General features: G+C 63.1%; 10 protein-coding genes and 1 tRNA gene. 5 read left to right on the plus strand and 6 right to left on the minus strand.

Translation table 11 applies throughout. The annotated features are described in order from the left end of the window. Positions 1–853 precede the first annotated feature (853 nt). The 3 genes from B0G83_RS12035 to B0G83_RS12045 form a co-directional block, all read right to left on the minus strand. Positions 854–1,108 (minus strand): hypothetical protein, encoded by a 255-nt coding sequence (locus B0G83_RS12035; RefSeq protein WP_258167869.1) that lies wholly within the window; start codon positions 1,106–1,108, stop codon positions 854–856. 239 nt (positions 1,109–1,347) lie between these two features. Then, positions 1,348–1,422, minus strand: a tRNA-Arg gene (locus tag B0G83_RS12040). A 292-nt stretch (positions 1,423–1,714) separates the two neighbouring features. Further along, positions 1,715–1,906 carry a rubredoxin gene (locus B0G83_RS12045; protein ID WP_105507625.1) on the minus strand — a complete coding sequence of 64 codons (192 nt, stop codon included), beginning with the start codon at positions 1,904–1,906 and terminating at the stop codon, positions 1,715–1,717. Between the two features lie 341 nt (positions 1,907–2,247). On the opposite strand from B0G83_RS12045, the gene B0G83_RS12050 reads away from it, so the two are divergent. From B0G83_RS12050 to B0G83_RS12070, 5 genes are all read left to right on the plus strand, one after another. Continuing rightward, positions 2,248–2,649: a DUF4399 domain-containing protein gene (locus B0G83_RS12050; protein WP_105507626.1), complete on the plus strand. Its 402-nt coding sequence runs from the start codon at positions 2,248–2,250 to the stop codon at positions 2,647–2,649. Between the two features lie 193 nt (positions 2,650–2,842). Beyond that, positions 2,843–4,777, plus strand: a complete 1,935-nt coding sequence (locus B0G83_RS12055) for an ATP-binding cassette domain-containing protein (RefSeq protein WP_105507627.1) — start codon at positions 2,843–2,845, stop codon at positions 4,775–4,777. A gap of 316 nt (positions 4,778–5,093) precedes the next feature. Continuing rightward, the gene (parE, locus tag B0G83_RS12060) at positions 5,094–7,079 is read left to right on the plus strand and encodes a DNA topoisomerase IV subunit B (RefSeq protein WP_105507628.1); all 1,986 of its coding nucleotides are present in this window, start codon (positions 5,094–5,096) and stop codon (positions 7,077–7,079) included. A gap of 61 nt (positions 7,080–7,140) precedes the next feature. After that, a complete protein-coding gene (parC, locus tag B0G83_RS12065; protein ID WP_105507629.1) occupies positions 7,141–9,465 on the plus strand; it encodes a DNA topoisomerase IV subunit A in 2,325 nt (774 codons plus the stop codon). Positions 9,466–9,638: 173 nt separating this feature from the next. Then, positions 9,639–10,097: a CopD family protein gene (locus B0G83_RS12070; RefSeq protein ID WP_035552051.1), complete on the plus strand. Its 459-nt coding sequence runs from the start codon at positions 9,639–9,641 to the stop codon at positions 10,095–10,097. An 87-nt stretch (positions 10,098–10,184) separates the two neighbouring features. Here the strand turns inward: B0G83_RS12070 and B0G83_RS12075 are convergent, their stop codons facing one another. From B0G83_RS12075 to B0G83_RS12085, 3 genes are all read right to left on the minus strand, one after another. Continuing rightward, on the minus strand, positions 10,185–11,393 hold the full coding sequence (locus tag B0G83_RS12075; RefSeq protein WP_105507713.1) for a chromate transporter: 1,209 nt from the start codon (positions 11,391–11,393) through the stop codon (positions 10,185–10,187). Positions 11,394–11,548: 155 nt separating this feature from the next. Beyond that, the gene (locus B0G83_RS12080; RefSeq protein ID WP_105507630.1) at positions 11,549–13,915 is read right to left on the minus strand and encodes an EAL domain-containing protein; all 2,367 of its coding nucleotides are present in this window, start codon (positions 13,913–13,915) and stop codon (positions 11,549–11,551) included. A 490-nt stretch (positions 13,916–14,405) separates the two neighbouring features. After that, positions 14,406–15,326: a PhzF family phenazine biosynthesis protein gene (locus B0G83_RS12085; RefSeq protein WP_105507631.1), complete on the minus strand. Its 921-nt coding sequence runs from the start codon at positions 15,324–15,326 to the stop codon at positions 14,406–14,408. Positions 15,327–15,402 lie beyond the last annotated feature (76 nt).

Here is a 15,402-nt window from a genome sequence, read left to right on the forward strand (position 1 = left end):
GCAAGTCAACAATTCGGCAACCCGGAGCCGCTTCGTCGTAGATACTGCTGGGATGCGCTTCATGGCCTATACGCATTACTGGATGGCCTATTTTTGAACGAGGTGCGGCACACAGGAACATGCGAAAACGGGCTGTTCTTTGCGTGGAGTCCACGCCCGTATCTGTTGACCACCGAGCTTCCCACTCAGCGGCTTAACGACTCTTGCACATCGTGAGAACTCAGGTCATGCTTCGGCGGATAAAAATCCGGGGCGACGGCGTGAAGACGATTGCAGATAGAAGGGCAGAAATCTACCGGAGCATGGCATTCGCCGGATTTTTTATGGGCTTCGCGCTCCTGTTGGTCGCGTTATTGCAGAGCCCACGGCCCAAAATACGCATCGACAAATGCCTCTTTGACTCGACAGGTAACGTGATACCCGATCGAAGCGCTGATGGCGTGCTAACGGTGGCAGCTGGCATTTACTTCGTGCATCGCGACGGTGTGGAAGATTCAATAGTCGCAAGCTGCGTCCGGAAGGGTGGGTGCAGAGTGCAGTACAGCAACAAGTCGCCGCATCCTCCTCTTCGGAAAGCGTAGCGAGCCGCACGGTCCAGTCGTGCCATATGACTTTTAGCGTGTACCTCTCGTCTGCATCTGCATGCTTTAGATTTCCGGCGAGGCTGAAATTCAAATGCTTTCGCAACTACCGCATGCGGTACCAACGCGGCACCGGCATGCGTTGCTCGAGCCAGTACCAAATAATCCGCGCCCTAACTGCTTCCCCTATCGTTTGCCCCTTGTTACGACCGTCCCAAGTGTTCGTTTCCGAATTCAAGTCGTCCGCGTTATCTCGCGCGGTCGGTGCTGGGTCAGGTGCATGAAAAAACGAGTTCCGCCTCCTGTGGCGACCATCCCCGCACGCCGTGCGTCTGCATGTCGACCTGATGCATCTGCTTTCCCTGGCCACGGCAATATTCGTCGGCGCGCTTCAGACTCGTCGCTTTGATCTCGCCCCACGGGGTCATGCCGCCGCGGACCTGCGTCGTGACAGTGTAGTTGCCGTCGCCGGCCGGCGTGACATCCGTGACCGTTGTGCATGCGGCGAGCACGGTCAGCGCCGTCAAGGCTGTTTTCATTTTCATATTTGGCCCTCGGTGTCTGCCGGATTCTGCAGTCGTGTACGCTCTGATGCAACCGATTGCTTTGGCACCGCGCGGGGGCACCAGTCTATATCCCCAATGATGCCTCCAACTAACTTAGGTAGTAATTGGGCAACCTTGCGCAATGATGGCAACAAAAAGCCCCGCAGCGCAGGGCATACGGGGCTTTCTTAGGCAAACTTGGGTGACGCTGGGACGCTAGTTGGTCCCCCTGACAGGAATCGAACCTGTATCTAGCGCTTAGGAGGCACTTGTTCTATCCATTGAACTACAGGGAGAGGGACCGAATCGGACCAGATCGCTTCGACCTTCGCAGCCTTATCACGCACTGTGGGATCGAGCGAGTCAACTTCACCAGCGAGCGCAGAGTATATCAAACCGACCCGATCGCGAGGAGGGCCGCGCCGACCCCACGCCAAGCCGCGAAAAACCCACCCCAAAACGCAAAACGGCCCAGCGGGCAACCCCTGCTGAACCGTCAGAACCACCGCGCCGTCGCGCCACCTTCACAGCGCGTCCAGGCAAAACTCAAAACTCAAAGCTCACCCAAACGAGCAGACCACTCCACCTTCAAAACTCCACCACCGCAAACTCCGCCTTACCCACATCACAAAGCGGGCAGCGCCAGTCTTCCGGAATCGCGGCGAAGCGCGTGCCGGGCGCGATGCCTTCTTCGGGGATGCCTTCTTCCTCGTTGTAGATCCAGCCGCAAATCAGGCAGACCCAACTCTTATATTCAGTCACTTCAATTACTTCGCTCACGACGTACTCTTCTCTCTATTCAATGCAATGATCCGCCCGTCTGCCCCTTTTTTGGGCACGGCGGCGACCCGCAATATTACCGGAATTTGTCAAATCGGCCGAAAACTACCGACGCTGCGGCGCCGCAAAGCGCCGGCGGCAGCCCGCCCCCGACGGCTGAATGACCCGCGACTTACCTGCGAATCCGGTCACGAACAGCGTGTATGCTCTGATTCGCAGCCCGTCGTTTAGACAGCCGCGCCGGGCAGCCGGCGCGCGTTGCGACGATCGGCCACAGACCGCCAGGCCGGCGTCGACGGCTCGGCCCGCGCATCATTTTCGTTTCCAACAGGAGAAAAACGATGTTCAAAAACAAATGGTTGGCAGGTGCTGCATTGGCTGGATTGCTCGCCGTGTCGGGCGTGGCGCAGGCGGCGGGCGTGTCGTTCGTGCAGCCGGCGGACGGTGCGACCGTCAGTAATCCCGTGCACGTGGTGTTCGCCGTCGAGGGCATGAAGATCGCGCCGGCCGGCACGATGACCGAGGGTACTGGCCATCATCATCTGTTGATCGACGGTCAGCCGCTGCCCAAGGGCGAGGTGATTCCCGCCACCGACAAGTCGCTGCATTTCGGCAAGGGCCAGACCGAGACCGATCTGACGCTGCCGCCGGGCGACCACACGCTGACGCTGCAATTCGGCGACGGCATGCACCGTTCGTACGGTCCGGAAATGAGCAAGACCATCACGGTGCACGTGAAGTAATCGCGCGCCGCACGAGCCGGCCGGTTCGGCACACCCGCCGAACCGGCCCCGCAAGGCCGCTCAGGCCGCTTGGTCGACCGCTCCGCGTTTCACAAGTCCGCCAAACAGCCTATCTCTTCCGCCATACAGGCACCGCCCCGCGCGCCCGGTACAATGGGCAGTTCCGACTCATCGCTGTTTTCTCCAATTCTCCATGTCGCTTTACACCATTACCGGGGCGCAACTTGCGTTCGGTCACGTCGCGTTGCTCGATCACGCGGATTTTTCTCTCGAAGCGGGCGAGCGCGTTGGGCTGATCGGCCGTAACGGCGCCGGCAAGTCGTCGCTGCTCAAGATCGTCGCGGATCTGACCAAGCCTGACGACGGTCTCGTCACGCGTCAGCAGAACCTGACCACGGTCTACGTGCCGCAGGAGCCCGAATTCGATACCGACGACACGGTGTTCGAGGCGGTCGCCGCGGGCCTCGCGCACGCCCGTTCGCTGCTCGACGAATACGACGTGGTCGCCAATCAGCTTGCCGACGAGCCGGAAGGCGCGGAGCACGACGCGCTGATGGACCGCATGAACACGCTGCAATCGTCGCTGGATTCGGTGGACGCGTGGAACTGGAGCACGCGCGTAGCCACCACGCTGCAGCAGATCGGCCTGAACGGCGAAGCGCGCGTCGGTTCGCTGTCGGGCGGCATGCAAAAGCGCGTGGCGCTGGCGCGCGCGCTGGTCGTGCAGCCGGACGTGCTGCTGCTCGACGAGCCGACCAACCACCTGGATTTCGAAGGCATTCGCTGGCTCGAAGACCTGCTGGTGTCGCTGCGCGCGGGCCTGTTCTTCATCACCCACGACCGCGCGTTTCTCGACCGCGTCGCCACGCGTATCGTCGATCTGGATCGCGGCCGTCTGCTGTCGTATCCGGGCAATTTCTCCGCCTATCAGACGCGCAAGGCGCAGCAACTCGAAATCGAACAGGTCGAGGCGGCCAAGTTCGACAAGCTCCTCGCGCAGGAAGAAGTGTGGATCCGCAAAGGCGTCGAGGCGCGCCGCACGCGCAGCGTCGGTCGCATCGCGCGGCTCGTGGAAATGCGCAATCAGCGCGCGGAACGCCGCAACTTGCAAGGCAACGTCAGGCTCGACGTCGGCCAGGGCGAGAAGTCCGGCAAGATCGTCGCCGAATTGACCGACGTGACCAAGCGCTACGGTTCGCGCACGGTGGTCGACAACTTCACGGTCACCGTCATGCGCGGCGACAAGATCGGTTTTGTGGGTCCGAACGGCGCGGGCAAGACCACGCTGCTCAAGATGATCCTCGCCGAACTGGCGCCGGACGAAGGCACGGTGCGCGTCGGCACCAATCTGCAGGTCGCGTATTTCGACCAGATGCGCGCGCAACTGGATCTGGAAAAGAGCCTCGCCGACACGATCAGCCCGGGCAGCGAATGGGTCGAAGTCAACGGCCAGAAGAAGCACGTCATGAGCTATCTCGGCGACTTCCTGTTTGCACCGGAACGCGCGCGTTCGCCGGTCAAGTCACTGTCGGGCGGCGAGCGTAACCGTCTGCTGCTGGCGCGTCTGTTCGCGCGGCCGGCCAACGTGCTGGTGCTCGACGAACCGACCAACGACCTCGACATTCCCACGCTCGAACTGCTCGAAGAACTGCTCACCGAATACGACGGCACGGTGCTGCTGGTCAGCCACGATCGCGCGTTCCTCGATAACGTCGCGACCTCGGTGATCGCCTCGGAAGGCGGCGGCAAGTGGCGCGAGTACGTCGGCGGCTTCACTGACTGGCAGATTCAGCGCGACCGCTCGCAGCAAATGGCGTTGGACGCACAGAAGGAAGCCAATAAAGACGCAGGCAAAGATGCCGCGGCGGCCAAAGACCCGGCAGCCCGCAACACGCAGCGCGCCGCCAAGCTGTCTTTCAAGGAGCAGCGCGAACTGGAGGCGCTGCCGCCGAAGATCGCCGCGCTGGAAGCCGAGCAGAAGACCATTGGCGCGCAACTGGAAGACGGTTCCGTGTTCGCTAAAGACCCGCAGGAGGGCACGCGCCTGACTGAGCGCTACGCCGCGATCGACGAAGAACTGCTGGTCGCGCTGGAACGCTGGGACGAACTGGAAAACCGGCGCAAGTGATGCGCGCCGGCGGCGTCCGTGAGCGCAGCGCCATAGCGCGCTGTGGTTCGCGGCGCGCCCGCCGGCCGTCGCGCGTCGACATCAAGGCGGGGTCTTCGTCCACACCGCGCCTTATCCAGATGGCCAAACCGGCACGTCGTGAATTGCCGCCTGATTCGAAATCAGTAAAATACCCCGCGAACAGGTCTGCCCGCACGGCGGGCACGATACCTAACCCCGTTGTTTCGTTTCGCTTTTTTTGAAAAGTCAACGCATTGTCCACGGACCTGTCCACAGGACCTGTGGACAACGATGAACCGCCGCACCCGAGTCAACCATGTCTACGAAAAAGCCAAACGCCGCGTATAGCGAAGCGTCGATCAAGGTGTTGAAGGGCCTCGAGCCGGTCAAGCAACGGCCCGGGATGTACACCCGCACCGAAAATCCGCTGCACATCATTCAGGAAGTCATCGACAACGCGTCGGACGAAGCCCTCGGTGGCCACGGCCGGCAAATCACCGTCACGCTGCACGCGGACCACTCGGTCTCCGTCGAAGACGACGGCCGCGGCATTCCGTTCGGCCTGCATCCGGAAGAAGGCGTACCGGTCGTCGAAATCGTCTTCACGCGTCTGCATGCGGGCGGCAAGTTCGACAAAGCCGCTGGCGGCGCGTACACGTTCTCGGGCGGCCTGCACGGCGTCGGCGTGTCGGTCACCAACGCGCTGTCCAACCGGCTGGACGTCACCGTGTGGCGCGACGGCAAGGTCGCCGATCTGAGCTTCGCCAATGGCGACGTCGCCAAAGAGCTCGAAGTGCGCGCCGCCGTGAAGGGCGACAAGAAATCCGGCACGCGCGTCACCGCGTGGGCCAATCCGAAATACTTCGACTCGCCGAACCTGCCGCTCGGCGAACTGCAGCGTCTGCTGCGCTCGAAAGCGGTGCTGCTGCCGGGCGTCGAAGTCACGCTGATCATCGAGAAAACCGGCGAACAGCAAACCTGGAAATACGAAGACGGTCTGCGCGGCTATCTGCTCGAAGGCATGAACGGCAGCGATCTGCTGATCCCGCTGTTCGAGGGCGAGCGTTTCGTCGACAACTCGCGCGCGAGCGAAGAGACCTTCGCGGAAGGCGAGGGCGCGTCGTGGGTCGTCGCGTGGAGCGAGGAAGGCACGCTGATGCGCGAGTCGTACGTGAACCTGATTCCGACGCCCGCGGGCGGCACGCATGAATCCGGCTTGCGCGACGGTCTGTTTCAGGCGGTGAAGAGCTTCGTCGAAATGCACAATCTGCAGCCGAAGGGCGTGAAGCTGCTCGCCGAAGACGTATTCGCGCGCGTTTCGTTCGTGCTGTCGGCCAAGGTGCTCGATCCGCAATTTCAAGGGCAGATCAAGGAACGGTTGAATAGCCGCGACGCGGTCAAGCTGGTGTCGTCGTTCTCGCGGCCGGCGCTGGAGTTGTGGCTGAATCAGCACGTCGAACACGGTAAGAAGCTCGCCGACCTCGTCATCAAGCAGGCGCAGGCTCGCACGCGTGCCGGCCAGAAGGTCGAGAAGCGCAAGAGCTCGGGCGTGGCGGTGTTGCCGGGCAAGCTGACCGATTGCGAGTCGACGGAAATCGGCCGCAACGAGCTGTTCCTCGTCGAGGGCGATTCGGCGGGCGGTTCGGCGAAGATGGGCCGCGACAAGGAATATCAGGCGATCCTGCCGTTGCGCGGCAAGGTGCTGAACACATGGGAAACCGAGCGCGACCGGCTGTTCGCCAATAACGAAGTGCACGATATCTCGGTGGCGATCGGCGTCGATCCGCATAGCCCGGACGACAAGATCGATCTGTCGAATCTGCGCTACGGCAAGATCTGCATTCTGTCGGACGCCGACGTCGACGGTTCGCATATTCAGGTGCTGCTGCTCACGCTGTTCTTCAAGCATTTCCCACAACTGATCGAACGCGGGCATGTGTGCGTCGCGCGTCCGCCGTTGTTCCGGGTCGACGCACCGGCGCGCGGCAAGAAGCCGGCGCAGAAACTGTATGCGCTCGACGCCGGCGAACTCGAAGCGATTCTCGACAAGCTCCGCAAAGACGGCGTGCGCGACACGCAGTGGTCGATCAGCCGCTTCAAGGGTCTTGGCGAAATGAGCGCGGAACAGCTGTGGGATACCACGATGAACCCCGACACGCGGCGTCTCACGCCGGTCGCGCTCGGCGAACTCGACTACGACGCCACGGTGGCGCGCATGACCATGCTGATGGGCAAGGGCGAAGCGGCCTCGCGCCGCAGCTGGCTGGAAGAAAAGGGCAACGAAGTGGAAGCGGACATCTGAGCGCGTAGCGCGCTCGACCTCCCTAACCACACTTCAAGCCAAACACGGATACGGAATCTAGATGGACGACGACAATACTCTCGACCTTTTCACCGAGCCGCCGCCCCCAGAGGGCGACTTTCTGACGCTCGGCAATTACGCGGAAGGCGCGTACCTCGAGTACGCGGTGAGCGTGGTCAAGGGCCGCGCGTTGCCGGACGTATGCGACGGCCAGAAGCCGGTGCAGCGCCGCATCCTGTTCGCGATGAACGACATGGGTCTGTCCGACAACGCGAAGCCGGTCAAGTCCGCGCGCGTGGTCGGCGACGTGCTGGGTAAGTACCACCCGCACGGCGACCAGTCGGCGTACGACGCGCTGGTGCGCCTCGCGCAAGACTTTTCGATGCGCTACCCGCTGATCGACGGTCAAGGCAACTTCGGTTCGCGCGACGGCGACGGCGCGGCGGCCATGCGCTACACCGAAGCACGCCTCACGCCGATCGCGAAGCTGCTGCTCGACGAAATCGACCAGGGCACGGTCGATTTCATGAAGAACTACGACGGCGAGTTCGACGAGCCGCGTCTGCTGCCCGCGCGTCTGCCGTTCGTGCTGTTGAACGGCGCGTCGGGCATTGCGGTGGGTCTGGCCACGGAAATTCCGTCGCACAACCTGCGCGAAGTCGCGGGCGCCGCGGTCGCGATGATTCGCAACCAGAACCTGTCGCATGCCGACTTGATGCAACACATTCCGGGGCCGGACTTCCCGGGCGGCGGCCAGATCATTTCGAGCGAAGCGGAAATCTCCGCGGCGTATGAAACCGGTCGCGGCAGCCTGAAGGTGCGCGCACGCTGGAAGATCGAAGAACTCGCGCGCGGCCAGTGGCAGCTGGTCATCACGGAACTGCCGCCGAACACGGCCGCGCAGAAGGTGCTCGAGGAAATCGAAGAGCAGACCAACCCGAAGATCAAGCTCGGCAAGAAGACGCTCACGCCCGAACAACTGCAGACCAAGCAGACCATGCTCGCGCTGCTCGACGCGGTGCGCGACGAGTCCGGCCGCGATGCGCCGGTGCGCCTCGTGTTCGAACCGAAGTCGAGCCGCATCGACCAGACCGATTTCGTCAACACGCTGCTCGCGCATACGAGCCTGGAATCGAACGCGTCGCTGAATCTGGTGATGGTGGGGGGCGACGGCCGGCCGCGTCAGAAGGGCCTGCGCGAAATTCTGCAGGAGTGGATCGCGTTCCGCTTCGCGACCGTGACGCGCCGTACGCGTCATCGGTTGTCGAAGGTCAACGACCGGATTCACATCCTCGAAGGGCGGATGGTCGTCTTTCTGAATATCGACGAAGTCATCCGCATCATTCGCGAAGCGGACGAACCGAAGGTCGCGTTGATGGCCGCGTTCGGTCTGTCCGAGCGGCAGACCGAAGACATTCTCGAAATCCGCCTGCGTCAATTGGCGCGGCTCGAGAAGATCAAGATCGAGAAGGAACTGGCCGAACTGCGCGACGAAAAGGCCAAGCTCGAAGAGCTGCTCGGCAGCGAATCGGCCATGAAGCGTCTGCTCATCAAGGAAATCGAAGGCGACGCGAAGCAATACGGCGACGAGCGTCGCACGCTGATCCAGCAGGAAAAGCGCGCCACCTTCGAAGCACGGGTGGTCGACGAGCCGGTCACGGTGGTGGTGTCCCAGAAGGGCTGGGTGCGTGCGCTGAAGGGCCACGGTCTCGACGCGGCGGGCTTCACGTTCAAGGCCGGCGACGGTCTTTACGCGGCGTTCCAGTGCCGCACGCCAGACACGCTGGTGGCGTGGGGCAGCAACGGCCGGGTCTATTCGGTCGCGGTGGCGTTGCTGCCGGGCGGCCGTGGCGACGGCGTGCCGGTCACGTCGCTGATCGAACTCGAATCGGGCAGCCATCTGATGCATTACTACGCGGCGTCCGCGGATCAAGCCTTGCTGCTTGCATCGAGCAACGGCTTCGGCTTTATCGCCAAGGTCGGCGATATGGTCAGCCGCGTAAAGGCGGGCAAGTCGTTCATGACGATCGACGCCGGCTCCGCGCCGCTCGTACCGATGCCGATGCTGCCGGATGCGACGCACATTGCGTGTCTGTCGTCGGGCGGGCGTCTGCTGGTGTTCGGCCTCGACGAGATGAAGACGCTGTCGGGCGGCGGCCGCGGCGTCACGCTGATGGCGCTCGACGATAACGAAACACTGGTGCAAGCGCTGTCTGTCAACCACGCGGGCGTGATCCTGATCGGCACGCGGCGCGGTGGCCGCGTCGACGAAGAAAAGCTCGGCCCCGCCGCACTCGCGCCGCACGTCGGCAAACGGGCGCGCAAGGGACGCACGCCGGAGAGCAAGATGAAGCTCGACGGCATGCGTCCGGTGCCGGCTGCTTAACAAAGCTTGACGTTCGAACACGGCGAGCCTCTGCTAGCATGCGGGGCGCTCGCCGCGGGGAAAGCCTCACGCGCCAGGAACTGCACGCACCGCGCGCGGTCGAATGCGCTCAATAGCCGCCGCAAATATTATTCGTCATAAGCGGCATGGCGTCGTCGGGAGAGGAAAACAACATGAACAAAGCTATCGAACTCGCACTCTTTCTCCATCTGCTCGCCGTCGCGGTGTGGGTCGGTGGGATGATCTTCGCGCATTTCTGTCTGCGCCCGGCCATTGCCGATTTATCGCCGCAATTACGGCTGCCTTTGTGGGAATCGGTGTTTAGCCGTTTCTTCAATTGGGTCGCGGCGGCCGTGCTGGTGATTCTGATCACCGGCGGATTCTTGCTGATGCAATTCGGCGGCGGTCACGCCACGTGGCCGTTGCATGCCATGGCCGGCCTCGGCATCGTGATGATGCTGATCTTCGGGCATATCCGCTTTGCGGTGTTCCCGCGTATCCGGCGTGCGGTGCAGGCGCAAAAATGGCCGGACGGTGCGCAGGCAGTCGGTACGATCCGGCGCCTCGTGCTGATCAATATCGTGCTTGGCGTGGTGACGATCGGTGTCGCCGTGCTGTCGCGCGGGTTCTGATGCTGCACGTCTGAACTGAAGTCGGCGCGGTTGCGCGGCACTGCTGCCACGCAATCGCGCCGATGCGCACGGCAAGCGGGTCCATTGCTACGGCAGCGCCCCATACGCCAGCCACAACCCGCACACCACCGCTACCGTCCCATACACCACGTACACCGGCACCTTCAGCTTCACGAAGCACATGCCGGAGAACAGCGCGGTAATCAGATACGCCGGTTTGAACGGCACATGCCCGGCGATGCGCAGCACCGCCACCGCCAGAAACGCCGTGGTCACTGCGCGCAGCATCCGCATGCCGTGCTCGAAGCGCGGATTGGCTTTCAGTTGATGCAGATGCCGCTGCGCCAGCACGACGAGGCAGCCCGACGGCACGAATAACGCCAGCGTGGCGATCAGCGCACCCAGCCAGCCATCCACCAGATAGCCGAAAAACGGTACCACGTTCAGCAGCGGACCCGGCGACAGTGGCGATAAAGAGAACGCCAACGTGAAGTCGTTGTCCGATACGCCGATGGCCGGCGTGACGAACAGCGTCTTCAAAACCGGCAGCGCGGAAAAGCCGCCGCCGAACAAGGTCATGCCGGCGCCGGCCAGGCGCGGCCACAGCAGCGCCAGTTCATAGCGAGTCGGCAACGGCAGCACGAACAGCACCAGCAGTGCGCAAAGCGCGATCAGCAGTTGCCAGTCGCCGCGTCCGAACGACACGACAAGCCGCGTATTGCGAACCGGGCTGATCACCCACCCCGCGCCGAAGGCGGCTCCGAGCATCGCCACATAAGCGGCAGGACTGCGCGCATAGAACAGCGCGACGCAGCCGAGCAGCGCCGCGAGCCATTCGAGTTTGCCGCGCAGCAGCGCGCGCGCCTGCTTGTACCAGGTAACCGCGATCAACGTGGCCAGCACGACGCTGAAGTGATTCAGCAAGGTTTGTGAGGCGGCGGCGCGCACGAACGGTGTGCGGTAAAAGATCGCGAACAGCGTCATCAGCATGAAGAAGGGCAGCACGCTCGCAATGCCCGCGATCCACGCGCCGGCGCGTCCGCGCAGCGCATGCCCCACCTGCACGGCGACATTGCAGCCCACGGGACCGGGCACCATCCACGCGAGCGCGATCAGATCGGAGAAGGCGATGCGCGACAGCCGCCCTTCGCGTTCGACGTAGTGGTTTTCGAGTTGCGCCATCAGCGCGAGGCCGCCCCATGACAGCGCCGACAGGCCGAATACGACCCGGAATAGCGTCCATAGCGGTTCTCGTGCGCCTCGTCGGGCGGCATCCTGGCTCGTGATCGTCTGCATGGCGCCGCGGGCGACCGGCACGCGGCGCGCCCACCCTCCGGGATCATCGTTATATGGTGGCGCGGCCGGTGGCGGGCATCGCGCTGTGATGCGGTACTGCGTGAATGTAGCCGGTTTTGCGCGGCTGCGGTGAGGCCATTGCGCTCCGTTGGCGCTCAGGGATTGGTGCTGGCGCTCGTGCTGGAGATGATGTTGGCATTGTCCGCTTCGTGTGCCGTGCGACGGCCGGCCATGCCGCATACACCGAAGCGTTCCAGCAGCGCGGGGATGGCCTCCACCGGCACGGGCCGCGAGAACAGGAAGCCTTGCGCCTCGATATGGCCGAGTGCGGCGAGCCACGCGATCTGCTCTTCGGTCTCGGTGCCTTCGACCACCACGGTGAGCCCGAGCGAGCGCGCGAGGTTGACGATCGCGGTGACCATCACGCAGACGCTGCGGTCGCCGGGAATGGCCTGGATGAACGAGCGGTCCACCTTCAGCGTATCCACCGAGAAGCGGTTCAGATACGACAGCGACGAATAGCCGGTGCCGAAATCGTCGAGCGCGACGCGCACGCCGAGACGCTTCAACGCGAAGATCTTCTCGGAGACGAGTTCGGGATATTCCATCATCGCCGTTTCGGTGATTTCGAGTTCGAGGCGGCGCGCGGAGATGCCGCTCTCCTCGATGGCGTGCGAGATGGTTTCGTACAGGTCGCCGCGCCAGAACTGCACCGCCGAGATGTTCACCGCGAGCGACAGCGTGTCGTACCCCTGTTGCTGCCACAAAGCGAGTTGCCGGCAGGCGGTCTCGATCACGAAGTCGCCGATCGGCACGATCAGGCCGGTCGATTCGGCAACCGGAATGAATTCGTTCGCCGGAATCAAACCGTGCTGCGGATGGTTCCAGCGCACCAGCGCCTCGAAGCCGGTGATGCAGCGGCGCGTCAGATCGATCTTCGGCTGGTAGGCCAGAAACAGCTGGCCTTCGGTCAGCGCCACGCGCAGCTGCTGTTCCCACTTCATCAAATGATCGGCGCGGTGCGACAGTTGCGGCGAATAGAACTGGTAACAGTTCTTGCCGGCGTCCTTGGCGCTGTACATGGCGAGGTCGGCTTTTTTCAGCAGGTCGATCTCGCTCTCGTTCGCGACCGAATAGAGCGCAATGCCGATACTCGCATGCAGCACGAAAGAACTGCCGCGCACTTCGAACGGCTTGGCGAATACATCCGCCGCTGCTTCGGCGAGCGCGACCGCCTGTTTCTCGACATCGTCGCCCTTGAGCACGACGACGAACTCGTCGCCGCCGATGCGGCTCAACGCGCCGCTTTCGCCCACCGCGGTGGCGAGGCGCGAGGCGGTCATTTGCAGCACGATGTCGCCGGCGTTGTGGCCGAGCGTGTCGTTGACGGTCTTGAAGTTGTCGAGGTCGATAAACAGAATCGCGAGGCGGCCGAGGTTGGCCGGCTGCGTCACGTCGTGGCGCAGGCTCTGCAACGTCGCATAACGGTTGCGCAGGCCGGTGAGCAGATCGTATTCGACCAGATGCGTCATCTCGCGCTCGCGGCCGAGCAGTTTGCCGATCAGGCCCGTAGCCACCGCGAAGAAGCTCAGCATGGCGAGCGAGATGAAGCCCGCCATCAGCAGATAGACGTTGCGCGTGTGGTTGTAGTCGGCGAATTCCTCGGCTTGCGACAGACCCACTAGCACGCCGAGCGGATAACCGTCGATATGCCGGTACGACACGATACGCGTGACGTTGTCGATGGAATCGACGTAGGTGCCCGACACGTGTTCCGACGTCGGGTAGGTGCCGCTTGCCGAGAACGTGCCGTTGGGGCTGTCGGCGCTGCCGGTGCGCCGCGCGAGCACGGTGCCGTTGTCCGAGATCACCGCGATCACGCCTTCGCGGCCGATCGCTGCGTTGTTATAGAAGTCGCTGGTGAAATAGCTGGGATCTTCCGATACCACCACCACGCCCGCGAACGAGCCGTCCGGATGATTCAGCCGCCGCGTCATCTGCAAGGTCCAGTGGCCGGACACGCGGCCGAGTACCGGCTTGCTGATATACAACTGGTCGTCGTTCTCGTGCTCGTGAACCTTGAAGTGTTCGCGGTCGGACAGATCGATGTGTTTTGGATTGAGTTCGGCGGTATTGGCGATCAACGTGCCATGTTCATCGATCAACGACACCTGCACCAGGGTCTCGCTCTGCACCACGCCTTTTTCGACCGTACTGGCGAGATCGAAATGCCCCGGCGTCTTCTCGAACTCGTATTTGACGAAGCGGGTGATCTGGTCGACCTGGTGAATCGCCTTGACCGTGTGCTGCTCCAACGCCGCGGAGAGTATCGCGGCAGAGGCCATGGCCTCGCGATTGGTGGCTTCTTTCTCGACCGACAGACGCGCGAAGATCACGGTCCACAGCAGGATCAGCACCAACACGCCGAGCGCCGGAATGGCGAGCAGGGCTCGACGGCGCGACAGGGCGGGGTCGCGGCGGGGTTGGGCTTCGCGCTGGTCGGAGAAGCGTGACTTGCTCATCGGCGAGTCCGTGCCCGGGTTCCGGCCGGTTGCAAACGAGCGAGCGTCGACTGCGCTGATTTCATGGTTGGCTGCATCGTGACCAGGGTGCCGGAACTGCTGCGCAGGAGGAGGGAGCGTGGTGTCGTGCCCAACCGTCCGCACGTTATCAGGCACGTTTCGATATTACTGAATGCCACTGGATTAAGGAAGGGTCCGCGCATCGGGTATACGCGGGCGCAGCAAATAGCGCTGCCCGGCTGAATTCCTGGCCGCTTCGGCCGGTGCTGGGGCCGCGGCCCGGTGGTCGTTTTCGAATGTTTCATCGGGATTCGCGGCGCGGTGCGGCGTTCAGGTGTGCCAGGGCTTTCGCAATGCAAAACGCATTAGTCGGGCAGAGTCTATGGCGCTTTGTGGTTTAGCGTGGCTGCGCGAGGCAAACCGCGCCCGAGATTGCGTGGCGCCGAACAGTACACGCTGGCGAGCGTTGCGCGGGCAAGGAGTGTGCCTTTCATGGTAAGCGGAACGTACCGTCGACGATCGTCACGGAAACGCCGCCGATCCACGTCTTGCCGTGCGCGTCGTCGTAGTGCACGGACACCTGGCCCGCACGGCCGATGACGGTGCCTTGACGGGCCGTGTAGCGCTCGCCCGGGCGACGTTGCTGCGTGCTTAGCAAACCGGCGAGCGCCGCATTGGCGCTACCGGTGACCGGATCCTCGCCCGAGCCGAAGCGACCGCCGGCCATCAGACAGCGGACTTCGAACGTCGCCGGGCCGCCCGCCTCATGCGGACCGTAGACGGCAAGGCCAATGGTATCGACCGACTTCACGAGTCTGGCGAGTGCGCCCGCTTCGGGATCGAGCGCGAGGCAGTCTTGCGCCGAATTCATGCGTACCACCAGCCACGGTGCACCATTGTCGACCGCGCAGGGCAGGGCGCTGAAATCGATCGCGTCGCTACGCAAAGCCGTAGACAGTTCGGTAAAGCGATCCGCGCCGAGCGGCGTGACGCGAGCGGGCGGTGCGGCGAAAGCCCATGCTTGCCGTTCGGTGTCTTGCGTGCCGTCTGTGTCGGCCGCCGCAGGCAACGCCTTGAGTTCGACGAGACCCACACCGCATTGCTGGACGAGGCGGCCCGCCTGCCTGGGCTGATAGCCGCTTTCGAGCAGCGCATGCGCGGTGCCGAGCGTCGGATGACCCGCGAACGGTAACTCGCCCTCGATCGCGAAGATGCGCACACGATAGTCGGCGGCCGGGTCGGTCGGCTTCAGCAGAAAAGTGGTTTCGGACAGATTGGTCCAGCGCGCGATCGCCTGCATCTGATCCGCATCGAGCGGATCGGCATCGAACACCACGGCAAGCGGATTGCCTTTGAACGGCACCGACGTGAACACGTCGACTTGTTTGAAACGAACAGGGTTGGCGAGCATCGTGCGCGGTCCGGCGAATCGTGCGAGTGGGTCGGGTTCGCGGATTCTATCCGGTGCTGACGCAACGAGCCACCTC

Origin of the sequence: Paraburkholderia sp. BL21I4N1, from assembly GCF_002973525.1 — a bacterium.
Lineage (GTDB): Bacteria > Pseudomonadota > Gammaproteobacteria > Burkholderiales > Burkholderiaceae > Paraburkholderia.

Bases quoted from the DNA above. Each gene is read 5' to 3' on its own strand.
- B0G83_RS12055 (WP_105507627.1), top strand. From the start codon at position 2,843: ATGTCGCTTTACACCATTACCGGGGCGCAACTTGCGTTCGGTCACGTC.
- B0G83_RS12085 (WP_105507631.1), bottom strand. From the start codon at position 15,326: ATGCTCGCCAACCCTGTTCGTTTCAAACAAGTCGACGTGTTCACGTCG.
- parC (WP_105507629.1), top strand. From the start codon at position 7,141: ATGGACGACGACAATACTCTCGACCTTTTCACCGAGCCGCCGCCCCCA.
- B0G83_RS12050 (WP_105507626.1), top strand. From the start codon at position 2,248: ATGTTCAAAAACAAATGGTTGGCAGGTGCTGCATTGGCTGGATTGCTC.
- B0G83_RS12075 (WP_105507713.1), bottom strand. From the start codon at position 11,393: ATGCAGACGATCACGAGCCAGGATGCCGCCCGACGAGGCGCACGAGAA.
- parE (WP_105507628.1), top strand. From the start codon at position 5,094: ATGTCTACGAAAAAGCCAAACGCCGCGTATAGCGAAGCGTCGATCAAG.
- B0G83_RS12080 (WP_105507630.1), bottom strand. From the start codon at position 13,915: ATGAGCAAGTCACGCTTCTCCGACCAGCGCGAAGCCCAACCCCGCCGC.
- B0G83_RS12070 (WP_035552051.1), top strand. From the start codon at position 9,639: ATGAACAAAGCTATCGAACTCGCACTCTTTCTCCATCTGCTCGCCGTC.